This window comes from Rhizobium laguerreae (assembly GCF_002008165.1).
GTDB classification, from domain to species: Bacteria; Pseudomonadota; Alphaproteobacteria; order Rhizobiales; family Rhizobiaceae; genus Rhizobium; species Rhizobium laguerreae.
In genome coordinates, this window is the sequence record NZ_MRDM01000029.1 from 286,349 (window position 1) to 311,919 (window position 25,571).

The following is a 25,571-nucleotide window of genomic DNA, read 5'->3' on the forward strand; positions in this document are numbered from 1 at the left end:
TGCACCCTTCCGCACAGTTCGTTTGAACTTTCCGAAAATGACCCTACCATTGCTCACTGTCTCCAATGGCAGCTTGGGCTAAATGCGGGATGCGCGGGCACCCGTTACAGCAATGGAAGGCGCAAAATGGCCGCTCCTCAACAATCGTTTATGGCAAATAGGCTTCTGGCAAGGCTTCCGGAAGCCGATTATCAAGCAGTCGCTCCCTATCTGGAATTCTGCGACCTGCCCAAAGGCGCGGTGCTCGCGAGACAAGGGGAACCGGTTGATCACGTCCATTTCCCTGTGAGCGGCATAGGCTCTGTCGTGGTGGTGACAGCGGAAGGCAATCGTGCGGAGGCTGGTCTCTTCGGGTTCGAAGGATATGTTCCTGCACATGCCGCGGCAGGCATACGTAAGAGCCCGCATGAGGTAATTGCTCAGATCGAGGGCGGAGCCTACCGGCTGGAATTCGACATCTTCGTGACGTTGATAGACACGAACAAGGCTTTTCGAACCCTCGTTCAACGCTCCGTCGCTGCCTTCACCATTCAACTGTCACACACTGCGGCGTCGAATGCTCTTCACGAGGTCAGTGAGCGCTTGGCGCGCTGGCTGCTTATGTGCGACGATCGGATTAAAGGTCGCCAGCTGCCGCTGACCCATGAATTCATGGCAATAATGCTAGCTGTGAGACGTCCGAGCGTCACCACTGCGTTGCACATTCTGGAAGGAAACCGCTTCATCAAGGCAGAACGAAGCTTGATCACGATACGCGACCGTGAGGCGATGGAGGAGTTTGCCAAAGATGCCTACGGAGGACCTGAAGAACAGCACCGTCTTTTGATGGAGGCTTGCTTATGAAGGACGAGCCTGTCGAGCAGCGTCGATCGTCCTTTATTGGCTCCCTGTGCTTCCAAGTGACTCACTGTTCGAGCGCTCACGGTCCTCCAGCGAGCTGCTGCATCGATAATTACGACGAACGACTTTGACGAGATTTTCCCGACCGGTTTCGAAGCGTTCGGACAAGCAGCATGAAGGACTGGTCACTCGTCGCGATCCGAGCGCGAAGGCGGAGAGAGTTGCTCGGCATCGACCGGATGCAATTCCCCGCTGATCTCGCCGCGCTTCTGCGCAACCAAAGTGCTATGGTACCTCTGGCCACCGCCTCCACGCCCGAAGTGCGATAGCGTGAGCTTCGCCAACGGTCTAGCAGCGGGTCGAGCCGGTTACAGATCCTTGCGGCGGCATGGCTGAACGCACCGCTGTTTATTTCCAGCAAGGACGGAACTCTCGCCTCCGCCCGGGGTTCGAGCTCCTCAAAGCTGGAGGACAGCATGTTCCGAAATCCTCTCCACCCCGACCGCCGGGGCTTCTTCGCGCTCGCTACTGCGGCCGCAACCGCGATCGGGTGTTCTTGCGGCCGCGCCCTTGCCCAGCAGCAGCCAAACCACGGTCACATTCCGGGCGCCGAGAAATCAACCAAAAGCACGATGCTCGGTATAGGCGCGGACTTGCTTCAGAACGACAGTCCAATCAGCGCCATCAACATGTATTTGAATGGCTTCCACTTTTACGCCGACGACATGGGCAGGCAGGTCGAGGCGCATCATTATTGTAGTCACGTCAACGAGGATTTCTTCCAATGCGTGATCTACGACGGAAGCAAACCCGATTCTCGGCTTATCGGTATCGAGTACATCGTTTCTGAGCGCCTATTCAAGACGCTGCCTGACGACGAAAAGCCGCTCTGGCACAGTCATCGGCACGAGACCACGTCCGGCGAGCTGGTGATGCCAGGCATTCCGGGAGCTGTCGAACACACGGCAATCGCCAGCCTCGTTTCCACCTACGGAAAAACTTGGCACACTTGGCAGATCGACAAGAATTCGTCGCTGCCCACTGGCCTTCCGCAACTGATGATGGGTTTCACGGCCGACGGACAGCTCAAGCCGGCGATGATCGAGAGGCGCGACGAGGCGCTCGGCGTCAGCACCACGGAGACCAGAAGCGCACGGTCCGATTTGGCGAAGTCGGCGCCGCAGCCGGATCCCATGGCCGACGGATGGAAGAAGGGAACCGCGAAGCAACTGATTCTGCAGGACATGCCGCTCAAGAACAAGCCTTAGCGAAAAGCGGCAGTAGAGCCGTTGAACGAAATTATTTCTCCGGCATTATCTCGGAATTGGGCGCGTCGGCTTGTCCCGTGACACGGTGTGCTTCGCCCAGGCGGAGCTTTCGGAGCCTCTCGTTCTTCTCCTCGCGGCGGCGACGTTCATCTTCCGCTGCTTCCATCGCAATCTTGTTCGTATGTTCGAATGCGGCCGTGCGTTGCTGCACGGTCAGCGTTTTTCGGAGCCGACTTACCATGATGTCCACTATGTGATCGTTTGCACATATATGGTGATTAACGAGAGCGCGATCAACGGCTTAGCGACTCTGTCTGTTGCCGTACATGTCACATCGCATTGCTTGGAGATTTCCGTCGCGCTTTCCCGCGAAGATGGTCGCGCAGGGGATGAGAGGGCGGTCGCTGAAGAGGTCGAGCGCCCTCGGCTTCGTTGGCCTCATCCGATAGCGCCTGAACGCGTTGAGCTACGTATTGAGAAACTTCATTTCCAAATGATCGTAAGCGACGTCTGTGCGATCGATCGGCCCGACACACGAGCGAGTTCCATAAGATAGATTACGCCACTTTCGCAATCATAGATTGTCAAAATTAGCAAAATCTCCTCTTAGTTGCCTAAAGGCACTCGGCTGAAATGTCCCCCTTTTGATGATCGTAGCTCGTAGAGCACGTGATGGCGCAACGGATGCCCTTCTGCCAAATTGGGATGATCGAACTCACCGATCCGGTTCATCCCCAGTCGTCTCATCAAACCCCAGGAATTGCTGTTTGCGGGCACCGTGAAGCTGACGATGCGATCAAGCTTCAGCGTGTTGAACGCAAAGTCGAGAGACCGTTCCGCGGCCTCGCGCGCATATCCGGCGCCGTGCCGAGAGGCCGAAAGCCGCCAACCGATTTCGACTGCCGGGGCAAACGGCAAAGCCGGTGAAACCTTGGCTAGACCGCACATGCCGATCAACTGGCGGCTTGCCTTCTCCTCCAGCGCCCAAAACCCCCAGCCATGATCCTCGAAGTGTCGGTCGATACGGTCGAGCATCGCATTCGACTGTTCCTCGGTCAGAGGATTGAGATATCTAACGACGTCGGGCTCGGCATTGATCGCAGCGAAGGGCTTGCGATCCCGCTGTCGCCAGGGTCTCAAAATCAGACGTTCGCTTTCGAGCTTCATCGGTCCTTCCCCCAGAGCAATTCCAGGAAAAGTCCGACGCGGTTTTCCGTCCGGAATTGTGACAAAACAAAAGGTTAGAGCGGTTCTGCGTTTCCATGAAAAGCAGAACCGCTCTAGATCCTACCAGAGCGTCATGTGACGGTTGACGTCCTTGTAGAGCAGGTAGCGGAACCGGCCGGGGCCACCGGCGTAACATGCCTGCGGGCAGAAGGAGCGCAGCCACATGAAGTCGCCGGCCTCGACCTCGACCCAATCCTGGTTCAGCCGATAGACGGCCTTGCCTTCCAGCACATAGAGACCATGCTCCATGACATGGGTTTCCATGAAGGGGATCACGGCACCCGGCTCCAAAGTCACGATATTCACATGCATATCGTAGCGGACATCGGCCGGATCGATGAACCGGGTCGTCCCCCAGCGTCCATCGGTGTCCGGCATCGCCGATATGGCATGTTCGTCCTCATGCGTGACGATCGCCGGCGGCGGCTCCAGCCCCTCGACCTCCTGAAAGGCTTTTCGAATCCAGTGGAATTTTGCCGCCGTCGAACCGCCGTTTTTCAGGCGCCAGACCGAACCCGCCGGAATATAGGCGAACGAACCGGAGCGGAGCGCGTGGCTGGCGCCATCGAGCTCCATTGTCATCTCGCCTTCGACGACGAACAGAACCGCTTCGGCCCGCTTGTCGGGCTCCGGCCGATCGCTTCCGCCGCCGGGCTGAACCTCCATCACATATTGCGAGAAGGTCTCGGAGAAACCGGAGAGCGGCCGGGAGAGAACCCATGCCCGTGTCCCCGTCCAATACGGAAGGACGCTGGTGACGATGTCGGTCATGACGCTGCGCGGGATGACCGCATAGGCTGTGGTGAAGACGGCCTTGCTGGAAAGCAGCTCGGTTTGCGGCGGCAATCCGCCGAGTTTGGAATAATAATCTCTGTTCATCGGTCCAGGCTTCGCGGCATGTGGCACTGCATCTGCTTTATGCGCCGCTCACGTTCCAGGCAACTCTTAATTCGGCCCGTTAAAATCGATGGGGAGCCGCCCGGCCGGGTTTCCGTCAGAACTCGACTTCCAGTTCGACGATCTCGTCCGGCTCGGCCATCGCTCCTTCGGTCCACTCGCGCATCAGCGGCCAGGAGAGCACCGTTTCCACATAAGCTTCGAGCTGCGGTTCGAGCTCCACCGCATAGGTGCGGAAGCGGGTGCAGACCGGCGCATACATCGCATCGGCCACGGTCGGCGCGGTCCCGAAAAGCCACGGCCCGCCGCTCGCGTCGAGGCATTCGGTCCAGATCGCCTTGACACGCTCGACATCGGGCCGCGCGCCCGAAAATATCTTGAAGCTCGCATGCCGCGCCTTGAGGTTCATCGGCAATGCCGAACGCAGGTTATGGAAACCCGAATGCATCTCGCCCGAGACCGACCGGCAGCGGGCGCGCGCCGCGCGCCCAGTGGGCCAGAGCCCGGCTGTGGGCGTCACTTCGTGGAGATATTCGGCAATCGCCAGCGTGTCCCAGACCGTCACATCGTCATGGGTCAGCCTCGGCACCAGAACCGATGGTGAAAGCAGAAGCAGTTCCTGACGCGCCTCGTCATCCATCTCCACAAGGACTTCGGTGAAGTCCAGCCCCGCCATCCGGCATAGCAGCCAGCCGCGCAGAGACCATGAGGAGTAGTTCTTCGAGGAAATCGTCAGTGCCGCCTGCGACATCGGGCTCGTATCCTTGTCGGACAATGTTGCTTCTTCCTCGATAATCTTCTCGCATGGCAGAACATATTCCACTAGCATTTTTTGCACCGCCGCATCGATGCGGCAGTGCGGGAGATTTCGGCCATGCTCTACCAGGCCTACCAGTTCCAGGACGATCTCATCGCGCCGCTCCGCGATCTGGCGCGGCGCCTGCAGATCTTCTCCGCGACAGCGCTCTGGGGATCCGGCAGCGAAATGGGACGGCACTTCGCCGCCGCGCTGGAGATGATCTCACGCTTCGAGATCACCCACCAGCGTCCGGATTTCGCCATAGACTCGGTCATGATCGGCAATCGCGTGGTGCCCGTCACCGTCGAGACCGTACTCGACATGCCCTTCGGCACGCTGCTGCACTTTGCAACGGACACCGATGCAAAGCGGCCGCGGGTGCTGGTCGTCGCACCGCTGTCCGGCCATTTTTCCACGCTGCTGCGTGGCACCGTGCAGACCCTGCTGCGCGACCACGACGTCTACATCACTGACTGGGTCAACGCCCGTGACGTGCCGCTGTCGGCCGGACGCTTCGGCATGGACGACTATGTCGATTACATCATGCATTTCCTGGAGGAAATCGGCCCCGGCGCTCATATCCTCGCCGTCTGCCAACCCTGCGTGCAGGCGCTGGCCGCCGTTGCCGTGATGTCGGAAGAGCGGCATCCCGCCACCCCGCGGACCATGACGCTGATGGCCGGGCCGATCGATCCGCGCGAAAGCCCGACGAAGGTCAACGAACTTGCCGTATCGAAGTCGCTCGCCTGGTTCGAGAACTCGCTGATCACGGGCGTTCCTTGGCGTTATCGGGGCGCCGGGCGGCGGGTCTATCCCGGCTTCCTCCAGCTCGTCGCTTTCATGTCGATGAACATGCAGCGCCACCAGGACGCTCATCGCAGGCTCTACGACCATCTGGCGAAGGGCGAGACGGCCGAAGCCGGCAAGATCAAGAAGTTCTACGACGAATATTTCGCCGTGCTCGACCTCACCGAAGAATTCTACATCGAAACCATCGAACGCGTCTTCCAGAAGGCGGAACTCGCGACCGGCGACCTCACCCACTATGGCCGCAAGGTCGACCCGGGCCAGATCCGCAACACGGCGCTTTTGACCGTCGAGGGCGGCCGCGACGACATCTGCGCGCTCGGCCAGACGTCGGCCGCGCACGATCTCTGTCGTTCGTTGCGCCCGCATCTGAAGCGCCATCATCTTCAGGCCAATGTCGGACATTACGGCGTCTTCAGCGGCCGCCGCTGGGAGGGGGAAATCTACCCCGTCGTGCGCAACATGATCCTGGCGATGGAATAGCGCTCGTCAGATCCGAAACGCGATGGCAAGTCTACCGATCGGCCATGACCAGGTGGCCCGGCCCGACTTCGCGATAAGACGTGCTCGCAGGCTGATAGTCGACCGGGCGCATCGGGCTCTTGATCTCGTCATTCGCCACCATCCGCTTTTCGTGGCGACGGTCCGGATCGGGCACGGGCACTGCCGCAATGAGTTTCTTCGTGTAGGGGTGCTGCGGATTTTCGAAGACCGCGGATCGCGGGCCGATCTCGACGATCTCGCCGAGATACATCACCGCCACACGGTGGCTGACGCGTTCGACCACCGCCATATCGTGCGAGATAAACAGGAAGGCAAGGTTGAGGCTCTGCTGCAGATCGAGCATCAGGTTGATGACCTGCGCCTTGATCGAGACGTCGAGCGCCGAGACGCTTTCATCGGCGACGATGACCTTCGGCTGCAAGGCAAGCGCGCGGGCGATGCAGATGCGCTGGCGCTGGCCGCCGGAAAACTCATGCGGATAACGCGCGGCCATCTCCGGTAACAGGCCGACCTTCACCAAAAGATCGGCGACGACGTCTTTCGCCTGCTTCGTACTGCCCATCCTGTGTTCGAGATAGGGTTCGGCGATCGCGGCACCGGCGGTCATGCGCGGATTGAGGCTGGCAAAGGGATCCTGGAAGATCATCTGTACGGATTTGCGCATCTCGCGCAGATCCTTCCTGTCGAGGCCGAGCACCTCCCTGCCCTCGACGAGAACGGAACCGGCCTGCGGCTCGATGAGTCGCATGATGGCGCGGCCGGTCGTCGATTTGCCGCAGCCGGATTCGCCGACGAGCGACAGCGTCTCGCCGGCATGAAGATCGAAAGAGACGTTTTCGACGGCATGCACGCGGCTGGTCAGCCGGCCGAAGAGACCGGAATGAATGTCGAAACGCTTGGTGAGGTTCTTCACCTGCAGGACCGGCGTCGCTGCTACTGTGTCGGCGACCTCGGCCGGAATATCCGATTCACCCGTTGCGGTATTGACCACGGGGAAGCGCAGCGGCCTTTGCCGGCCCTGCATCGAACCGAGCACCGGCACGGCTGAAAGCAGCGCTCTCGTGTAGGGGTGTTTGCCGCGGTGAAAAATATCGGCGGTGGCGCCGCTTTCGACCTGTTCGCCGCGATACATCACTACCGTCCTGTCGGCGATCTCGGCGACGACCCCCATGTCATGGGTGATGAACAGAACGGAGGTCCCCTCCTCGTCCTGCAGCATCTTGATGAGATCGAGGATCTGGCCCTGGATGGTAACGTCGAGCGCCGTCGTCGGCTCGTCGGCGATCAGCAGTTTCGGCCGGCTGGCGAGCGCCATGGCGATCATCACCCGCTGGCGCATGCCGCCCGAAAAACGATGCGGATATTCGCCGAAGCGCGAGGCGGCAGACGGGATGCGGACCTTTTGCAGCAGCCTAATCGTCTCGGCCTTGGCATCGGCCCTGCTCATATCGGAATGGCAGAGCAGCGCTTCGGATATCTGGTCGCCGATGGTGAAGAGCGGATTGAGCGATGTCATCGGCTCCTGAAAGATCATCGCCACTTCGTTGCCGCGCACCTGTCGCATGGCATTTTCCGGCAAGGCCAGGAGATCGCGTCCGCCGAGCATGACGCGGCCCTCGACACGGCTCGTATCCGCCTGCAGCAGCCGCATGATCGAGAGCGAGGTGACGCTCTTGCCCGAGCCGGATTCGCCGACGATCGCCACCGTTTCCGCCGGAGCGACGGTGAAGGAGACGTCGCGCACGACCTGTTTCCAGACGCCGTCCACCAGGAAGGATGTCGTCAGCCTTTCGACGGTAAGAACGTCGGTCGTCGTCTGGATCGGTTGGGTTTGGGCGCTGGCCATGGCGGTTCCTCTTGCGGCAGATGAGCGGCGGCGGATCAATCCGGCCAGCGCAGTGCACCGTCGAAGCGGTGCCTGCTGCGGTTTTCGATCGGCGTTGCGATGATCTCGTTGGAAGCACGTGCCTTGTCGAGTTCCTGCGCCAGGCGCTCCGCCACGATCGTCTCCTCGCCCGGGTGCAGATTACACGGGTCGAGATAGAAATAGCGGTGCTCCACCTCGTGATCGCGCACGATGATCGGCGGGCTGCCCTTGGCAAGCGCATCGGCCAGATCCCATGCGGTGATATGGGCTTGCTCGGGATCGACGATCAGGCGCAGCCGATCGAGCGGATTGTTGGTCGGATCGGGCTCGATCAGCGCGGTGAGGCCAGGGCGGCCGTCGAGCGTGCGCTTCCACAGGTTGAGATAGCCGGTCTCGCGTTCCCGGATGCCGGCATGGTCGCGGTTTTCCCAGGCTTCGAGTGCCGCCATGACGCCGAAGATGCTCTCCTTGCCGACCTTCATGCCGCGGCCGATGCCCATGTTCTGCAGGAAGGCGTGGCGCACCAGCTCCTTTCTGCCGGCAACGATGCCCGAGGTCGGTCCGCCGAGGAATTTGTGGCCGGAGTAGAGCGCGATATCTGCCCCCTGCTCCAGGAAAATCCTGAGATCATATTCCGAGGCCGCATCGACGATGACGGGCACGCCCTTGGCATGGGCGATCTCGACGAATTCCTTGAGGTTCAGCAGGCCGTAATCGACCACATGATGGGAGACGACATAGACGGCGGCTGCAGTCTTGTCGGTGATGGCGTTTTCCATGTGGAAGCGATGCGTCGAGGTCACCTGCCCGACAAGCACGACCTTGCCGCCGGCAAGCCGGATCGCCTGGTCGACCGGGGCGCCGTAGCTGACGACATGGCCCATCTGCACCAGCACTTCGTTCTTCTCCGGCACGACATCCGGCAGCCTCTCGATCGCCAGCAGATTATTGCCGGTGATCGCGCCGGCGACGGCAAGCGAAATGCCGGCCGAGCAGGAGGCGGTGATGAAGCCCGCCTCGCCGCCGGTCAGCCGGGCGATGACAGCACTTGCCTTGCGCTGCAGGTCGTTGATCTCGACGAAGTGCGGCAGGATCGATGCCATCGCGCTGATCGCTTCGGGAACGACGATCGAGGCGCCGAGGCTGGTCATCGTGCCCGATACATTGATGACAGGGCGAAGGCCAAGCGACGGGCGGATATCAGTGGACATGAAGATCTCCAGGATTCTGGGTCGAAAAACGAAACATGGGGCGGTCGATCAACCGTGTCGAGCTTCCGTCAGCCGTGCAAGGCGACGATCGCCTCGATCTCGACGGTGATGTTGCCGGGCAGCGAGCCGAAGCCGACGGCCGAGCGGGCATGTTCGCCGGCCGGCCCGAAGACTGCGATCAGCAGATCCGAGCAGCCATTGATGACGCTCGGATGATCCTCGAACTCAGGCACGGCGTTGACCATGCCGAGCAGCTTGACCACCCGCTTGACGCGGGAGAGATCGCCAAGCGCGTCCTGCATGACGGCAAGCAGGTTGATGCCGGTCAGCCGCGCATGGCCGTAGGCCTGCTCGACACTGACCCCACCGCCGACCTTGCCGGCATGCATGAAGCCGTCGGCCTCGCGCGGCCCCTGGCCGGAGAGGTAGAGCATATTGCCTTCGATCACGTGCGTGACGAAATTGGCGATCGGCGGCGGCGGCGGCGGAAGGGCAATGCCGAGGGCGGCAAGCCGTTCGTAAGGCGAGTTCTCGACCTTGCCGGCGGCGGTGGGAAACTGATTCACGCAAACTCCTGTCATGCAATTTTCGATTTGGCGAATTTCGATTGGGCCAACGCTTGGTCGGCGGATTAAAGATCCTTGCGCAGCCTGGGATCGAGCATGTCCCTGAGGCCATCGCCGACCATCTGCAGCGACAGCACGGAGAGGATGATGGCGACACCCGGAAACAGCGTCATCCAGTCGGCCTGGCCGATATACTGCCGGCCGGCGGCAATCATCGTTCCCCAGGTCGGGATTTCGGGGCTGACGCCGAGGCCGAGGAAAGACAGGCCAGCTTCGGCAAGCATCGCGCTCGCAAAGAGGAACGTCGCCTGCACCAGGATCGGCGACAGCAGATTGCGCAGCACATGTCGGGTCATGATATGGAAGGTCGAAATGCCGAGCGCCCTCGCCGCCTCGACATAGGGGAGTTCACGAATGACCAGCGTCGAAGCGCGCACGATGCGGGCAAGGCGCGGCGCATAGACGATCGACAGCGCGATGATCACCGTCGTCAACGAAGGGCCGAGGGCGGCGACGAGCGCGATCGCCAGCAGAATATCCGGAAACGCCATCATCGCGTCGATCAGCCGGGCGATCGGCGTGTCGAGCTTCTGGAAGAAGCCGGCAAGCAGGCCGAGCGTCACCCCGATCACGGCCGACAAGGTCACGACCGCTACACCGACGAGCAGCGACAGGCGGCCGGCGAAGATCGTCCGCGAAAAGACGTCGCGGCCGAACTCATCGGTGCCGAAGAAAAAGGTGCCGCTCGGCGGCTTCAGCCGATTGACGATGGAAAGCTTGGACGGCGAATAGGGCGCGACAACAGGCGCGAAGACCGCCAGAAGCACGAAGATCGTCAGGATCAGCAGACCCAAGGCGACCGTCTTGCGCTTCAGCAGGCGCCTGGCGAATTTGCTGCCCTCGCCTTCGACTGATTTGATTGCGATATCGGCCATCAGTAGCGCACCCTCGGATCAACAAGCAGATAGAGCATGTCGATCGCAAAATTGATCAGCACGTAGAGGGCGGCGATGACGAGCAGCGCCCCCTGGATGACAGGATAATCGCGGCGCAGGACCGCGGAGACGACGAGATTGCCGACACCCGGCAGGCCGAAGACGGTCTCGGTGACGACGGCGCCCGAAATCAGTACCGCTGCCGTCAGGCCGATCACCGTCAGGATCGGGATCAGCGCATTCTTCAGCGCGTGCTTGAGGATCACCCGACGCTCGATCAGCCCCTTGGCGCGGGCCGTGCGGATGTAATCGTCGCCAAGCACATCGAGCATCGACGCGCGGGTGAAGCGCAGGATCAGCGCCGAGGAGACGATGCCGAGCGCAAAGGCGGGCAGCGTCAGGTGATACATGCGCTCGAAGAAGGTCGAGCCGGGACCGCCATAACCCGAGACCGGGAAGAGGTTGAGCCTGACGGCGAAGAACTGCATCAGGATCAGGCCGAGCCAGAAGCTCGGAATGCTGGCGGCAAACATGGCGAGCGTCGTTGCCGCCTGGTCGATGAAGGATCCGCGCCGATAGGCGGCATAGATGCCGATCGGCAAGGCGATGATGCTGGCAATGGCGAGCGAAAACAAAGTCAGGAAGAAAGTCGGCTCGGCCCGGTCGAGCAAGGCCGAGGTGACAGGCATGTTGAGGAAGATCGACTGGCCGAGATCACCTCTCAGCATCTGGCCGATATAATAGACATATTGCAGGCCGAGCGACTGATCGAGGCCGAGCCGGGACCTGAGGTCGGCAATATCCTGCGGCGTCGCATCCGGCCCGAGCATGACGGCGGCCGGATCTCCCGGGGTCACGCGCACGATGACGAAGACGATCGTGACGACGAGAAACATCACGACGATCATGCCGAACAGGCGCTGGAGGATGTAGCGTATCATGAATGCCTGGCAAACCCTTGCAGATGCTGCGAAAAAAGAAGACCGATACCGGCCACGGCGGGCCGGTATCGGTGGCGATTCTTACTTCTTGATCGAAGCATTCCAGAAATACGGCCACGGAGCCGGATCGACGCCTTCGAGCTTGGTCGATTCCGCCGAAACCGCGTTGAAGTCGCCGATCTTCATGAACGGGGCGTCGGCATAGATCGCCTTCTGGACATCGGCCCAGAGCGCCACGCGCTTCTTTGGATCGACTTCCGAGGTAAAGGCATCGACGGCGGCTTTGCGGGCCGGCGTATCCCACCAGCCCGGCGAGCTGGTCGAAAGCGAGCCGATCAGGGCAGGCTCCGGCAGGAAGGGACTATGGGTGATGTAGATATCCCAGAGCTTCGGATCGGCACGGCGCTGCGTCAGCGTCGCCCAGTCCACCACCTGCATATCGACGGTGAAGCCGGCAAGCTTCAGATATTCGGCGGCGACCTGCGCCATCTTGTAGTGGAATTCGTACTGGCGGCTGGTCAGGATACGGATCGGTTCGCCGTTGTAGCCGGCCTTCTTGGCGGTAGCCGCCGCCCCTTCCGGATCGGCGACGTTATAGGCGCCCTCGACGCCGGCATCCGTCGACCAGGCAAAGGTCTTTGGATAGATGGCGCCGTCGAGCGCGTAGAAATCCGTGCTGCCGAAGGCCGCGGCCAGCATATCTTCCATGCTGAGCGCCTGACGGATCGCCTTGCGGACTTCGACATTCCCGGCAATACCTTCCTTCGTGTTGAAGACGAAGACGGGATAACCGAAGGGCTTCAGGATGATCGGCTGCGAGGCGGTGGAGGCCTTCAGCTTGTCGTAGGATTCGACCGGGATCGAGTCGACATAATCATATTGGCCGGAAACGGCTGCCTCGACGCGGGTGTTCGGGTCCGGCACCGGCACGAAGCGGATCTCATCGAGATACTGGTGGCGGGCGCCGCCATAACCATTGCTGTCGCCTTCGCGGGACTTATAGCCATCGAAACGGACGAGCTGGATATACTGGTCAGCCTTGCGCTCCTTCAGCATGTAGGGACCCGTGCCGATGAAGTCCTTCATCGGCTCGTCCTGCTTTTCGGACGGGATGATGATCGCGGCCGAATTGTTGAAGGCGAGCAGCGAGGTCAGCGGCGCATAGGGCTGCTTCAGCGTGATCGTCACGGTCGCCGGATCGACGGCGGTGACCTTATCGATGAAGCCGGCCACCTGCTTGCCGCGCGAGGCGATCTTCATCCAGCGGCCAAGCGAGGCGACGACATCTTCCGATGTCATGTCGCTATTGTCGTGGAACTTGATGCCGGTCCTGAGCTTGATCGTATAGGTTTTGCCGTCGGCGCTGATCTCAGGCAGGCTTTCGGCCAGAAGCGGCGTGACGTTCCAGCCTTTGTCGAAGGTGTAGAGCGTTTCGAAAATGTGCTGGGTGACGATGCCGACCAGATCGGCCGTCGACGACATCGGATCGAGCGTCGGCGGCTCGCCGATCGTCGCGACATTGATGACGCCGCCCTTTTCCTGGGCAAAGAGGGTCGAAGGCAGGGCGACGAGCGCGGTGCCGAGAAGGAATGCGACCAGTGTTTTCATGTGAGAGCTCCCGTTTAGTTCCACAATTATGTAATTCATCTTTTTGTAACAGAATAAGAGATGGATCGATCCTGTCAAGCACGAGCGACGGATTATGCCCTCGGCCGATACCGAGACGCCGGAAAAACACACAACTTCGGCTGCGCCGGCCTGCAACAAGACCGCGCATTATGCCAAGGTGAGTCAAACACCCTGCGGTGACGCCTCAACAGAACGGGACAATCAGATGAGCACCAATTTCAACGACGGAAAATGGCTGAACGAACCGGCCATTTGGCACGCGGAGGCAGCCGGCCTCACCCTAACGACCGACGAGAAAACAGATTTCTGGCGGGAAACCCATTACGGCTTCACCCGCGACAGCGGCCATTTCCTCGCCTTTCCCACCACCGACGCCTTCACCGCGCAGATCCGCGTCCAGGGCGAATTCCGCACGCTCTACGACCAGGCCGGCCTGATGGTTCGCATCGACGAAAAACGTTGGGTGAAAACAGGCGTCGAGTTCACCGACGGTGAAGCCTTCCTCAGCACCGTCGTCACCGACGGCAAGTCCGACTGGTCGGTGGCACAGCCCTTCAGGGAATTGGAGGATTTCCGCATCCGCGTCACTGTCGCCAACGGCGCGATGCGCATCCAGGCCTCGCGCGACGGCAGCTTCTGGCCGCTGCTGCGGCTCGCGCCCTTCCCGGCAGTAGCGCACTACGAGGTCGGACCGACCGCCTGCACGCCGGAGCGTAGCGGACTGACGGTCCGCTTTTCCGAATTCTCGATTGGGCCGACCACCGCCAAGGATCTGCATGACTTGAGCTAGAAGCGCGACCTTTGGCTGCTCTACCGAGAGAGCAAGATCAAATGACGGCGAGTGCCGCGCAGCACACTTGACAAAGACAAGCTGCCTGTATTTTACTCAGGCCTGCGGATTAGGCAGAAGGCCAGCCGCATTGACATGACTCCGATAGTCCCCGGGCAGTTTCGCCCCATGACGCCTCATCGCTCGATGGGACCAGCGTCGTGGGGTTTTTGATGTGGTCACTTGATGAACGACGCGCTGAAAATCGGCATCCTCTTTTCGACCACCGGGCCCTACGGCTCGATGGGCCGCGACGCTCGCGACGGCGCCGATTTCGCGATAGCCGAATATGCCGGCGTCGAAGCGCTGGCGATCGAACCTATGTTCTTCGATCCGCATGCCGATCTTGCCGCCTATCTGGACGGTGCGCGCCATCTTCTGCGCGCCGGCTGCCGCCATATCGTCGGCACGATCACATCTGCAGCGCGCAAGGAAGTCATCCCGCTCGTCGAAAAACATGACGGCCTGCTCTGGTATATGTGCCCCTATGAAGGCTTCGAGGCCAACGAGAACGTCATCTATGTCGGCGGCTGCCCGAACCAGCATCTGCTGCCGCTTTTTGAGCACCTGATCCCGCGTTACGGCGCAAGGCCCTATCTCGTCGGCGCCAACTACGTCTGGGGCTGGGAGATGAACCGCCTCGCCCGCGAACTCATTACCAATGCCGGCGGCGAGGTGCTTGGAGAACGCTATCTTCCGCTCGAGGAAACCGCCGTCGAACGCATCGTTGCCGAGATTGCGCAACGCCGCCCGAGCTTCATCCTCAACAATCTGATCGGCCCCTCGAGCTACGCCTTCCTGGAGGCGATCAAGGTCCTTGGTGATCGCGACCCGGCCTTTCGCGCGGAAAACTGCCCGGTCGTGAGCTGCGACCTGATGGAATGCGAACTCGACGATATCGCCGCCGGTGCCGCCGCCGGCCAGCTTTGCGCCGCTTCCTATTTCGACAGTATCGCAACCCCCGAGAATGCCGCTTTCAAGGCACTTGTCACTGAGCGTCACGGCGCGGAGCGGCGTGTCTCCAGCGTCTTTGCCAGCGCCTATACCGCCGTCCGGCTCTGCGTCGACGCGATCGTCGCTGCCGGCGGCGACGATCCCGACGCCGTCCGCCGCCAGCTCTACAACAGATCCTGGCCGACCCCGTTCGGGGCGCTGGCGATCGATCGCGAGACCAATCATGCCGCCCTGCCCTTTCATCTCGGCCGGATCAACGCCGACAACGGCTTCGATGTCGTCGCCTCGCGGCCGCCGCTCGCCGCCGACCCCTATCTGACCGGCCGCAACCGACAGGCCTTTCCGTGGTTAAGGGTGGTGTCATGAGAGAGACACCCAATTTCACCGGCTGGCAGGCGATGGTCCTGCATCGCGAGGACGGCAACGCAGAAAAGCTGATCCGCCAGCTTCGCCTGCTCGGCATCTACGCAACGCTGCAATGGGCGCCGCTTCCGGCCGTGGCACTGCCTGATCTCGTCATCGTCGATGCCGATCAAGGCTGGGACGATCTGCTGCCCTGGAACGGCGAAACGCCTGCCTGCCCCGTCGTCGCCTTGCTTGGTTCGGAAGCGCCCGGCCGCATCGCCTGGGCGCTCGCACAGGGCGCCGGCGCGATCATCGCCAAGCCGATCGCCACATCTGCCATCTATCCGGCGCTTGTCATGGCCGTCTCCATTCATCAGGAGCGCAAGGCGACTGCGGAAAAGCTGCAATATCTCGAAGAGCGCGTCCGGCTGCGGCCGCTCGTTCACGCCGCCGTCGAAAAGCTTCAGGCCGCACACGGCATCGACGAGGAGAGCGCTTACGCAATCCTGCGCAACTGCGCCATGCGCCGCCGTCTGCCGATGGAGCAGATATCAGCCTTCATCCTGGCGGGTGCCGAACCCCTGCCGGAGGCCGGCTGATGCATGTGCTGAAACAGATGATCCGCCAGCCGACGGCGCTGTTCGGCCTGATCATCGTCACGCTCGTCATCGGGCTCGCCATCGCAGCGCCGTGGATCGCGCCGTTCAGCCCCGACGAGCAGATGTTTGACGGCCTCTCGCTCGAAGGCGCGCCGCTGGCGCCGGGCGGTCCCTATCTGCTCGGCACCGACACGCTCGGCCGCGACCTCTTTTCACGCCTGCTCTTCGGCGCCCGCACCTCGCTGATCATCGGCCTTGTCGCCAATGGCATCGCGGTGACGATCGGCCTCTTCGTCGGCATCGTTGCCGGTTATCTCCGCGGATTGCCGGGCAACATCCTGATGCGCTTCACCGATCTGATGATGGCCTTTCCGGCATTGCTTCTCGCCATCGTGCTGGCAGCCCTTTTGAAGCCGAGCCTCTGGATCGTCGCCATGGTGATTGCGCTGGTCAACTGGGTGCAGGTCGCCCGCATCGTCTATACCGAGACTCGCGGCCTGGTGGAGCGCGATTTCATCATGGCCGAACGCTCGCTTGGCGCCGGCCACATGCGCGTGCTCTTCATGCATATCCTGCCGCACCTCATGCCGACGGCAATCGTCTGGGGAACGCTCGGCATCGCCACCACCGTGCTGCTCGAGGCCACACTCTCCTTCCTCGGCGTCGGCGTGCAGCCACCGCAGCCCTCCTGGGGCAACATCATCTTCGAGAGCCAAAGCTATTTCCAGGCCGCCCCCTGGCTCGTCTTCATTCCGGGCGCGATCATCCTTCTGACGGCGCTTTCCTTCAATCTGGTTGGCGATGCGCTGCGCGACATTCTCGACCCGACCCAGCGCGGGAGGGGCTGATGGCATCACTCATGCTCCGCAGGCTGGCGCAGGCGGCCCTCATCCTGCTCGGCGTCGCGGCAATCACCTTCGTGCTGCTCTACGCCCTTCCGGCCGATCCGGCCCGCATGATCGCCGGCCGCAGCGCTACGGCCCAGACGGTCGCCAACATCCGCCATGAACTCGGCCTCGACCAGCCGCTGCTGGTCCAGTTCGGCACCTATCTCGGCAATCTGCTGCATGGCAATCTCGGCCGCTCCTATGCGCAGAAAACCGATGTCTGGACGTTGATCGCCGCACGCCTGCCGGCGACGCTGACGCTGATGCTTGCCGGCATCTTCGTCGAGGTGGTGCTCGGCCTGACGCTCGGCACCATCGCCGCCGTGCGTCGCGGCGGCTTCGTCGACCGGCTGGTGATGATGGCCTCCTTTGTCGGCACCTCCGCACCGCAATTCCTCGTCGCCCTGCTGCTGCTCTACCTGCTGGCGGCAACGCTCGGCTGGTTCCCGATGAGCGGCTACGGCAGCTTCTCGCATCTCGTCCTGCCGGCCGTAACGCTCGGCATCTGCGGCGCCGGCTGGTACGCCCGCATGGTGCGCTCATCGATGATCGACGTGCTGAACCAGGATTATGTCCGCACGGCGCGCGCCAAGGGTCTTTCCTCGAAGCGAGTGATCCTGCGGCATGCGCTGCCCAATGCGGTGCTGCCGATCATTGCGATGATCGGCATCGATATCGGCCAGTTCATGGGCGGCGTGGTCGTCGTCGAGGCGGTCTATGGCTGGCCCGGCATCGGCCAACTCGCCTGGCAGGCGATCCAGCAGGTCGACATCCCGATCATCATGGGCGTCACCCTGACCTCGGCGCTTGCCATCATCATCGGCAACCTGCTTGCCGACCTCGTCGCTCCGGTCATCGATCCGCGCATCCGCACACGCTGACAGCAACCAAAGAAGGGGAACCAAAATGTTCAAACGCTGGCTGCAACAGACGACCATGGCAACGATGGTGGCGCTCGCGCCATTGTCCGTCATGGCTCAGGAAACGCCTAAGCAGGGTGGCGATATCGTCGTCACCTACAAGGACGACATCACCACGCTCGACCCGGCAATCGGCTACGACTGGGTCAACTGGTCGATGATCAAGAGCCTCTATTCCCGCCTGATGGATTATGCGCCCGGCACGCCGAACCCGGTTCCCTCGCTTGCCGAGAGCTTCACCGTTTCGCCCGACGGCTTGATCTATACCTTCACGCTGCACAAGGGCGTGAAGTTTTCGAACGGTCGCGAGGTCGTCGCCTCCGACGTGAAATATTCGATCGAACGCGCCGTCGACCCGAAGACTCAAGGCCGGGCGCCGGCTTCTTCGGCGCCATCAAGGGCTTCGAGGATGAAACCGGCGGCAAAACGACGACGCTCTCCGGCATCGAGACGCCTGACGATAGCACCGTCATCTTCAACCTCTCGCGCCCCGACGCCACCTTCCTGCACGTGCTTGCGATCAACTTCGCCTCGGTCGTGCCGAAGGAAGCCGTCGAGGCGGCCGCCGGCGACTTCGGCAAGAAGCCGGTCGGCTCCGGCACCTTCATCCTCAAGGACTGGACGATCGGCCAGCAGCTCGTTTTCGAGCGCAACAAGGATTATTTCGTCAAGGGCGTTCCCTATATCGACAGCTTCAAGGTCGAGGTCGGCCAAGAGCCGCTGGTGGCGCTCTTGCGCCTGCAGAAGGGCGAGGTCGATATTGCCGGCGACGGCATTCCGCCGGCGAAGTTTCTTGAAATCAAGAATTCGGCCGACGGCGCGCAGATGATCGTCGACGGCGAACAGCTGCATACCGGTTACATCACGCTGAACACCAAGGTGAAGCCCTTCGACAACGTCAAGGTTCGCCAGGCGCTGAACATGGCGATCAACAAGGAGCGCATCACCCGCATCCTCAACGGCCGCGCAACGCCTGCCAATCAGCCGCTACCGCCGCTGATGCCGGGCTACGACAAGTCCTTCACCGGCTATGCCTATGATGTGGCGAAAGCCGAGGCGCTGCTTGCCGAAGCCGGCTATCCCGACGGCTTCGAAACCGTGCTCTACTCGACGAACACCGACCCGCAGCCGCGTATCGCCCAGGCGATCCAGCAGGATCTGGCTGCCGTCGGCGTCAAGGCCGAAGTCCGGGCGCTGGCCCAGGCAAACGTCATCTCGGCCGGCGGCACGGAAGGCGAAGCGCCGATGATCTGGTCGGGCGGCATGGCCTGGATAGCCGACTTCCCGGATCCGTCCAACTTCTACGGCCCGATTCTCGGTTGCGCCGGTGCGGTTCCGGGCGGCTGGAACTGGTCGTGGTATTGCAACGCCGATCTCGACAAACGCGCCGTTGCCGCCGACTCCATGTCCGATCCGGCAAAGGCCGCCGAGCGCACCGCCGCCTGGGGCAATATCTTCACCGATATCATGGCCGATGCGCCGTGGATTCCCGTCATCAACGAACGTCGCGTCGTCGCCAAGTCGCTGCGCATGGGCGGTGCTGACAACATCTACATCGATCCGACCCGCGTCATCAATTACGACGCGATCTACGTCAAGCAATAAGCCCTGAAGAAACAAAGCCTTCCCGGTCCCGCCCGGGAAGGCGTCATAAAATCGAGGGAGACATGACATGTGCATCGCCTGCACCCACACCATTCACCGCGCCCAGCATAATTTCGGCTGGAACAAGGATTTCCCCCCCGCCGTCGTCGCCAAGCCCGGAGAGACGATACACTTCGAATGCATGGATTCATCAGGTGGCCAGCTCGGAAGCGACGCGACCCTGGAAACGCTGAACGCGCTCGATTTCGGCAAGATCAACCCGGTCTCCGGCCCGGTCTATGTCGAAGGCGCCAGGCCCGGCGATGCGCTGAAGGTGACGCTGCGCAAGTTCATTCCCTCGGGCGTTGGCTGGACGGCCAATATTCCAGGCTTCGGCCTGCTTGCCGACCAATTCAAGGATCCGGCGCTGCACGTCTGGTCTTATGACGCCAACAGCATGGTGCCCGCCCTTTACGGCCCGGGCGGCCGCGTGCCGCTAAAGCCCTTCGCCGGCACGATTGGCGTCGCACCCGCCGAGCCCGGCACCCACTCCGTCGTTCCCCCGCGTCGCGTCGGCGGCAACATGGACATCCGCGACCTGACGGCAGGCGTGACGCTCTACCTGCCCGTCGAGCTCGACGGCGCGCTGTTTTCGATCGGTGACACCCATGCCGCGCAGGGTGATGGCGAAGTCTGTGGCACGGCGATCGAGAGCCAGATGAACGTCGAAGCGACGATCGAGCTCGTCAAGGACGCCAAGCTGCAGACGCCGCGCTTCACCACGACCGAACCGGTGACCCGCCATCTCGACGGCGCCGGCTACGAAGTCACGACAGGCATCGGCCCTGATCTGATGACCGGGGCGCGCGAAAGCGTCATGCGCATGATCGATCTTCTCGGCGCCGAACACGGCATGAGCGCCGTCGATGCCTATCTGCTCTGCTCGGTCTGCGGCGATCTCCGGATCAGCGAGATCGTCGACCAGCCGAATTGGGTGGTCTCCTTCTACTTCCCGAGGATCGTGTTCGCGTGAACGAAGCCATGCCCGCCGCAGCACCGGTGCTCAGCCTTCGCAATCTGAGCGTCGATGCCCGCACGCCCGAAGGCCGCAAGCCGGTGCTCCAGGATGTCAGCTTCGAGCTTGCAAGCGGCGAAACGCTCTGCATCGCCGGCGAATCCGGCTCCGGCAAGTCGGTCACCTCGCTGTCGATCATGGGGCTCTTGCCCAAGGCCTCGCTGCGGGTCGCCTCCGGCAGCGTACTGCTTGGCGAACGCGACCTGCTCACGCTTTCCGACCGGGCGATGCGCAGCGTGCGCGGCGGCGAGATCGCCATGGTGTTCCAGGAGCCGATGACCTCGCTAAACCCGGTCATGTCGGTCGGCAACCAGCTGACCGAGGCAATCCGCGCGCACCAGGGCAGCGACAATGCCGAGGCGGTGGCGCTGACGATGCTCGATGCCGTGCAGATCACCGAGCCGGCCCGGCGGCTGAAGCAATATCCGCACGAGCTTTCCGGCGGCATGCGCCAGCGGGTGATGATCGCCATGGCACTCTCCTGCCGGCCGAAGGTGCTGATCGCCGACGAGCCGACGACTGCACTCGACGTCACCGTGCAGGCGCAGATCCTCAAGCTGATGCGCGAGTTGAAGTGCGAATTCGGCGCCTCGATCATCCTCATCACCCACGATATGGGCGTCGTCGCCGAAATGGCCGACCGCGTCGTCATCATGCAGAATGGCCGGATCGTCGAGCAGGGAACGGCGCTCGCCGTCTTCCAGCGGCCGAAGGAGGCCTATACGCAGCAATTGCTCGCCGCCGTCCCGCGGCTCGGCGCGCTTGCCGGCACCGATCGTCCGCCGCGCATCACCCAGCGCGCCGTCGAGGCGCTGCATCCGGACCGCACGCCGGTTCTGAACGTGCGCGACCTCACCGTCACCTATGGCAATGCCGCAAGCCGGTTTTTCAAGGGCAAGCCGCCGGTCGCAGCCGTCGATCGCGTTTCCTTCGATATCCTGCCGGGTGAAACGCTCGGCCTCGTCGGCGAAAGCGGCTCCGGCAAATCGACGACGGGCAAGGCCGTGCTCGGTCTCATCCCCTTCAAGGGCAATGTCCTGATCGACGGCCGCAATATCGCCGGCCTCAGCCAGCGCGAGATGCGGCCCGTGCGCCGCTCGGCGCAGATGATCTTCCAGGATCCCTATGCCTCCCTCGACCCGCGAATGGCCGTCGGTAAGGCAATCGGCGAACCGATGGTCATCCACGGCATCGGCAACCACAGCGAACGGCAGGATCGCGTCGCCGAACTGCTGCGCCGGGTCGGCCTGACGCCTGATGCGGCAACGCGCTACCCGCACGAGTTTTCAGGCGGCCAGCGCCAGCGCATCTGCATCGCCCGGGCGCTGGCGCTGGAGCCAAAGCTGATCGTCGCCGACGAGAGCGTCGCAGCCCTTGACGTCTCCGTCCGCGCCCGGGTGCTCGACCTGCTGCTCGAACTGCAGGAAACGATGGGGCTCGCCTATCTGTTCATCTCCCACGACATGGCGGTGGTCGAGCGCATGTCGCACAACGTCGCCGTCATGCGCGCCGGCCGCATAATCGAAACCGGCACACGGCGAGAGATATTCGAGAACCCGAGGGAAGCCTACACCCGCGCACTGATCGCCGCGGTTCCGATCCCCGATCCGGAGGTCTATCGCGGCAGGGAAGTGCATGCGTGAAAGGCCAAGCATGGCTAAATGTTACAAACGAGGATGTCGCACGACTGCTGGAATGGCTCGACTTTTCCAAATCGTCGAGTTGCGCGCCGCGTCGATCACGGAACTCTCTTTTTCGGGATGACATCAGCCCCGTTCTCTGCGAAAAAGAGCGCGATGAGAGACAGGGGCGCCCGTCGACAGACGGGCTGAGAAGCACCCTTCGAACCTGAACCGGATAATGCCGGCGGAGGGAGTCGCTCGGGGCATCGCCATACGGGCCGCCCCGTGCCTGCCCCCGCCTGAAAGGGGCCACATGCAGACCAGAACCACACCAGGAGCGATGCTAAAGGCGATGCGCGAGAAGCCGCCGCTCGTTCAGTGCATCACCAATTACGTCGCCATGAATATCGCCGCAAATGTCCTGCTTGCATCGGGCGCCTCGCCCGCCATGGTGCATGCCGCGGATGAAGCCGGCGAATTCGCCGGGATCGCCGGCGCGCTGACAATCAATATCGGCACCCTGTCGACGCAATGGATTGACGGCATGCAGGCGGCGGCGAAGGTGGCGACATCAGCCGGCAAACCTTGGGTGCTCGATCCAGTCGCGCATTATGCCACGGCCTTCCGCCGCAATGCGGTTGCCGAATTGCTCGCCCTGCGACCGACTATCATCCGCGGCAACGCTTCCGAGATCATCGCGCTTGCCGGCGGAGAGAGCCGCGGCCAGGGGGTCGACAGCCGCGACCCGGTCGAGCAAGCGGAAGGTTCGGCGCGATGGCTGGCGGAACGGCAGCAGGCGGTGGTCGCCGTTACCGGCGTCGTGGATTTCGTCACCGATGGCGAGCGAGCCGTGCGCATCGAAGGCGGATCGGTCTTGATGCCTCAGGTCACAGCACTGGGCTGCTCGCTCACCTGCCTTGTCGGCGCCTTTGCCGCGACAGCGCCTGAGGATATCTTCGGTGCGACGGTCGCTGCACTTTCAACCTTCGCCATCGCCGGTGAGGAGGCCGCCCGTGGAGCGGCCGGCCCCGGCTCCTTCTCCTGGCGTTTCCTCGATGCGCTGGCCGCGCTCGACTCCGAAACGCTTGACGCCAGGGCAAGGATATCAGCCGCATGAAGGCCTTCGACCTTTCGCTCTATCTCGTCCTCGACCCCGATCTCTGCGCCGGGATCGGCATGGTCGAAACTGCGCGCCTTGCCGTTGCCGGCGGCGCGACCATGGTGCAGTTGCGCAACAAACACGCAGGCACCATCAGGATGATCGAGACCGGCCGCGCCTTGAAACAGGCGCTGGATGGGACCGGCGCCCTGCTCATCGTCAACGATGACGTGGAGGCGGCAATCGCCATCGGCGCCGACGGCCTGCATATCGGCCAGGAGGACATGGATGCGCGCAAAGCGCGGGCGATGATCGGTCCCGAGATGATCCTCGGCCTATCGGTCGAGAACGAGGCACTTGCCGGTGCCGTCGATCCTCATCTCGCCGATTACACCGGCGTCGGGCCGGTGTTTGCGACACCGACCAAGGCCGATCACAAGCAGCCGATCGGCTTTGACGGACTTGCAAGGCTGGTAAAGGCCTCGCCGGTGCCATCGGTCGCGATCGGCGGACTCAAGGCCGATCATGTCGCCCAGGTGTTCGCCGCAGGCGCCAAGGGACTTGCCGTCGTTTCGGCCATCTGCGGCACGCCCGACCCCGAAGCGGCCACGCGCCGCATCGCTGCAGAAATTCGAAAGGCCCGCGCATGATCCGCAACGTTCTCTCCATCGCCGGCTCCGATCCCTCCGGCGGCGCCGGCATCCAGGCCGATCTCAAGGCCTTTTCCGCCCGCGGCGTCTACGGCATGGCGGTGCTGACCGCACTGACGGCGCAGAACACGCAAGGCGTCAGCGGCGTGCACCTGGTGCCACCGCAATTCGTCGCCGACCAGATCAATGCCGTCTTTGCGGATGTGCGCGTTGATGCCGTCAAGATCGGCATGATCGCCAATGCCGGCATCGCCGACGCCGTTGCCGGTGCGCTGACTGACCACCGCGATATTCCGATCGTCATCGACCCTGTCATGATCGCCAAGGGTGGAGCCGCCTTGCTCGCGCCTGAAGCGGTCGACGTGTTGACCCGGCGGCTGCTGCCGCTTGCCACGCTTCTGACCCCGAACCTACCGGAAGCTGCCGCCCTGCTGCACCAGCCGGTGGCGACAAACCGAGCTGACATGGCGGCGCAGGCCGAGCGCCTGCTGGCGCTTGGGCCGGCCGCGGTGCTGGTCAAGGGCGGACATCTCGACAGCGACGAGAGCCCTGACGTGCTTGCCACGGCCGCCCGCCTGCACTGGTTCGAAGCCTCGCGCGTGCCGACCAAGAATACCCACGGCACCGGCTGCACGCTCTCCAGCGCCCTGGCGGCCGAGCTCGCCAAGGGCGCCTCAGCGCGGGAGGCCGTCGCCATCGCCAAGGATTACCTCGCCGGCGCGGTCGCGGCTGCCGGACACCTTACCGTCGGCTCCGGCCACGGCCCAGTGCAGCATTTTCATGCGCTCTGGAAAGACGGCGAATAGACGCTCGCTCAACCAACATATCGCCAATCGAAACGGCCCGGCCCTTCCTGGGCCGTTTTTGCGTTCGGCACCTACCTGGCGTTGAAACCCTGGGGCCAGCGGCGGCATGCCTTTGGCCGTTTGAAAAACCTAGTTGACAAGCCCGGCCGGATAGCCAAGTCTATGACACTAAAAGGGGATATGTTCTGCAATAACGGAATAACTGGAGGATTGACAGGTGCCAGACCTGCTTGTGAGCCTATATTCCACAGAGCTCGCCGACCTGAAAAGCAAAGCCGACGATGTCGGCATCTCCATCCGTCCGGCCCTCCCACCGGAACTGCATCTTATCGTCAGCTGGGTTCGCGAACGGTTCAGCGAGAACTGGGCCAGCGAAGTCGCGGTCGCCTTTTCCCGCCAGCCCGTTGCCTGCCTGATCGCCGTTGAAGCAGGCAAGCTGCTCGGCTTTGCCTGCTACGACACGACGGCGCGCGGCTTCTTCGGCCCGACCGGCGTCGATCCCGATGCGCGCGGCAAAGGGATCGGGCTCGCCCTCTTTTCCGCCTGCCTTCAGACCATGAAGGCGCTCGGTCACGCCTATGCCTTCATCGGCGATGCCGGGCCGGTCGATTTCTACGCCAAGACCGCAGGCGCAATCGTCATCCCCGCCCCCGATAAGGGCATCTACGAAGGCATGCTGAGAAGTATGCCGAAATGACCATCTGATCCCG

Annotated in this window: 24 protein-coding genes, 1 pseudogene and 1 riboswitch; of the genes and pseudogenes, 15 read left to right on the forward strand and 10 right to left on the reverse strand. The window is 62.4% G+C overall.

Annotation, left to right across the window (positions count from 1 at the left end):
- The first annotated feature begins 126 nt into the window (after positions 1–126).
- Both BS630_RS28670 and BS630_RS28675 read left to right on the forward strand, forming a co-directional pair.
- The gene (locus BS630_RS28670) at positions 127–843 is read left to right on the forward strand and encodes a Crp/Fnr family transcriptional regulator (protein WP_025397533.1); all 717 of its coding nucleotides are present in this window, start codon (positions 127–129) and stop codon (positions 841–843) included.
- Between the two features lie 473 nt (positions 844–1,316).
- Positions 1,317–2,108 carry an OBAP family protein gene (locus BS630_RS28675; RefSeq protein ID WP_077980093.1) on the forward strand — a complete coding sequence of 264 codons (792 nt, stop codon included), beginning with the start codon at positions 1,317–1,319 and terminating at the stop codon, positions 2,106–2,108.
- A gap of 31 nt (positions 2,109–2,139) precedes the next feature.
- On the opposite strand, the gene BS630_RS28680 is transcribed toward BS630_RS28675, so the two are convergent.
- From BS630_RS28680 to BS630_RS28695, 4 genes are all read right to left on the reverse strand, one after another.
- The gene (locus BS630_RS28680; protein WP_376774284.1) at positions 2,140–2,358 is read right to left on the reverse strand and encodes a hypothetical protein; all 219 of its coding nucleotides are present in this window, start codon (positions 2,356–2,358) and stop codon (positions 2,140–2,142) included.
- Positions 2,359–2,714: 356 nt separating this feature from the next.
- The gene (locus BS630_RS28685; protein ID WP_077980094.1) at positions 2,715–3,275 is read right to left on the reverse strand and encodes a GNAT family N-acetyltransferase; all 561 of its coding nucleotides are present in this window, start codon (positions 3,273–3,275) and stop codon (positions 2,715–2,717) included.
- 120 nt (positions 3,276–3,395) lie between these two features.
- On the reverse strand, positions 3,396–4,214 hold the full coding sequence (locus BS630_RS28690) for a bifunctional allantoicase/(S)-ureidoglycine aminohydrolase (protein ID WP_077980095.1): 819 nt from the start codon (positions 4,212–4,214) through the stop codon (positions 3,396–3,398).
- 115 nt (positions 4,215–4,329) lie between these two features.
- A complete protein-coding gene (locus BS630_RS28695) occupies positions 4,330–4,983 on the reverse strand; it encodes a glutathione S-transferase (RefSeq protein ID WP_077980272.1) in 654 nt (217 codons plus the stop codon).
- Between the two features lie 123 nt (positions 4,984–5,106).
- Here BS630_RS28695 and BS630_RS28700 point away from each other — a divergent pair, with 123 nt between their 5' ends.
- Entirely contained in the window at positions 5,107–6,321 is a 1,215-nt protein-coding gene (locus BS630_RS28700) for a polyhydroxyalkanoate depolymerase (protein ID WP_077980096.1), read from the forward strand.
- A 31-nt stretch (positions 6,322–6,352) separates the two neighbouring features.
- Here the strand turns inward: BS630_RS28700 and BS630_RS28705 are convergent, their stop codons facing one another.
- The 6 genes from BS630_RS28705 to BS630_RS28730 form a co-directional block, all read right to left on the reverse strand.
- Complete coding sequence (locus tag BS630_RS28705; RefSeq protein ID WP_077980097.1) at positions 6,353–8,188, reverse strand: ABC transporter ATP-binding protein; 1,836 nt, start codon at positions 8,186–8,188, stop codon at positions 6,353–6,355.
- Between the two features lie 35 nt (positions 8,189–8,223).
- Positions 8,224–9,420 carry an aminotransferase class V-fold PLP-dependent enzyme gene (locus BS630_RS28710; protein WP_077980098.1) on the reverse strand — a complete coding sequence of 399 codons (1,197 nt, stop codon included), beginning with the start codon at positions 9,418–9,420 and terminating at the stop codon, positions 8,224–8,226.
- A gap of 68 nt (positions 9,421–9,488) precedes the next feature.
- Positions 9,489–10,001, reverse strand: a complete 513-nt coding sequence (locus BS630_RS28715) for a RidA family protein (RefSeq protein WP_077980099.1) — start codon at positions 9,999–10,001, stop codon at positions 9,489–9,491.
- Between the two features lie 50 nt (positions 10,002–10,051).
- The gene (locus tag BS630_RS28720) at positions 10,052–10,921 is read right to left on the reverse strand and encodes an ABC transporter permease (RefSeq protein WP_017958077.1); all 870 of its coding nucleotides are present in this window, start codon (positions 10,919–10,921) and stop codon (positions 10,052–10,054) included.
- Positions 10,921–11,862 carry an ABC transporter permease gene (locus tag BS630_RS28725; protein ID WP_077980100.1) on the reverse strand — a complete coding sequence of 314 codons (942 nt, stop codon included), beginning with the start codon at positions 11,860–11,862 and terminating at the stop codon, positions 10,921–10,923. The genes BS630_RS28720 and BS630_RS28725 overlap by 1 nt, the downstream gene beginning before the upstream one ends.
- Before the next feature lie 81 nt (positions 11,863–11,943).
- Positions 11,944–13,470 carry an ABC transporter substrate-binding protein gene (locus BS630_RS28730; RefSeq protein WP_077980101.1) on the reverse strand — a complete coding sequence of 509 codons (1,527 nt, stop codon included), beginning with the start codon at positions 13,468–13,470 and terminating at the stop codon, positions 11,944–11,946.
- A gap of 226 nt (positions 13,471–13,696) precedes the next feature.
- Here BS630_RS28730 and BS630_RS28735 point away from each other — a divergent pair, with 226 nt between their 5' ends.
- The 12 genes and pseudogenes from BS630_RS28735 to BS630_RS28790 all read left to right on the forward strand — a co-directional run bounded on the left by BS630_RS28735 (position 13,697) and on the right by BS630_RS28790 (position 25,558).
- A complete protein-coding gene (locus tag BS630_RS28735) occupies positions 13,697–14,281 on the forward strand; it encodes a DUF1349 domain-containing protein (protein ID WP_077980273.1) in 585 nt (194 codons plus the stop codon).
- Between the two features lie 225 nt (positions 14,282–14,506).
- Positions 14,507–15,640, forward strand: coding sequence for a transporter substrate-binding protein (locus BS630_RS28740; protein WP_077980102.1), 1,134 nt, complete (start codon positions 14,507–14,509; stop codon positions 15,638–15,640).
- The gene (locus tag BS630_RS28745; protein WP_077980103.1) at positions 15,637–16,218 is read left to right on the forward strand and encodes an ANTAR domain-containing response regulator; all 582 of its coding nucleotides are present in this window, start codon (positions 15,637–15,639) and stop codon (positions 16,216–16,218) included. Before BS630_RS28740 ends, BS630_RS28745 begins: the two co-directional genes overlap by 4 nt.
- Positions 16,218–17,066, forward strand: coding sequence for an ABC transporter permease (locus BS630_RS28750; protein ID WP_077980104.1), 849 nt, complete (start codon positions 16,218–16,220; stop codon positions 17,064–17,066). Before BS630_RS28745 ends, BS630_RS28750 begins: the two co-directional genes overlap by 1 nt.
- Positions 17,066–17,986, forward strand: coding sequence for an ABC transporter permease (locus tag BS630_RS28755; RefSeq protein WP_024320038.1), 921 nt, complete (start codon positions 17,066–17,068; stop codon positions 17,984–17,986). Before BS630_RS28750 ends, BS630_RS28755 begins: the two co-directional genes overlap by 1 nt.
- Before the next feature lie 223 nt (positions 17,987–18,209).
- Positions 18,210–19,630: pseudogene (locus BS630_RS28760) on the forward strand (ABC transporter substrate-binding protein).
- 67 nt (positions 19,631–19,697) lie between these two features.
- Positions 19,698–20,642: an acetamidase/formamidase family protein gene (locus BS630_RS28765; protein WP_077980105.1), complete on the forward strand. Its 945-nt coding sequence runs from the start codon at positions 19,698–19,700 to the stop codon at positions 20,640–20,642.
- Entirely contained in the window at positions 20,639–22,327 is a 1,689-nt protein-coding gene (locus BS630_RS28770) for an ABC transporter ATP-binding protein (RefSeq protein ID WP_077980106.1), read from the forward strand. The genes BS630_RS28765 and BS630_RS28770 overlap by 4 nt, the downstream gene beginning before the upstream one ends.
- A gap of 152 nt (positions 22,328–22,479) precedes the next feature.
- Positions 22,480–22,576, forward strand: a riboswitch (TPP riboswitch).
- Between the two features lie 43 nt (positions 22,577–22,619).
- On the forward strand, positions 22,620–23,423 hold the full coding sequence (gene thiM, locus BS630_RS28775) for a hydroxyethylthiazole kinase (protein WP_077980107.1): 804 nt from the start codon (positions 22,620–22,622) through the stop codon (positions 23,421–23,423).
- Positions 23,420–24,055 (forward strand): thiamine phosphate synthase, encoded by a 636-nt coding sequence (gene thiE, locus BS630_RS28780; protein ID WP_077980108.1) that lies wholly within the window; start codon positions 23,420–23,422, stop codon positions 24,053–24,055. Before thiM ends, thiE begins: the two co-directional genes overlap by 4 nt.
- On the forward strand, positions 24,052–24,861 hold the full coding sequence (gene thiD, locus BS630_RS28785; protein ID WP_077980109.1) for a bifunctional hydroxymethylpyrimidine kinase/phosphomethylpyrimidine kinase: 810 nt from the start codon (positions 24,052–24,054) through the stop codon (positions 24,859–24,861). Before thiE ends, thiD begins: the two co-directional genes overlap by 4 nt.
- A 217-nt stretch (positions 24,862–25,078) precedes the next feature.
- Positions 25,079–25,558: a GNAT family N-acetyltransferase gene (locus BS630_RS28790; protein WP_077980110.1), complete on the forward strand. Its 480-nt coding sequence runs from the start codon at positions 25,079–25,081 to the stop codon at positions 25,556–25,558.
- Positions 25,559–25,571 lie beyond the last annotated feature (13 nt).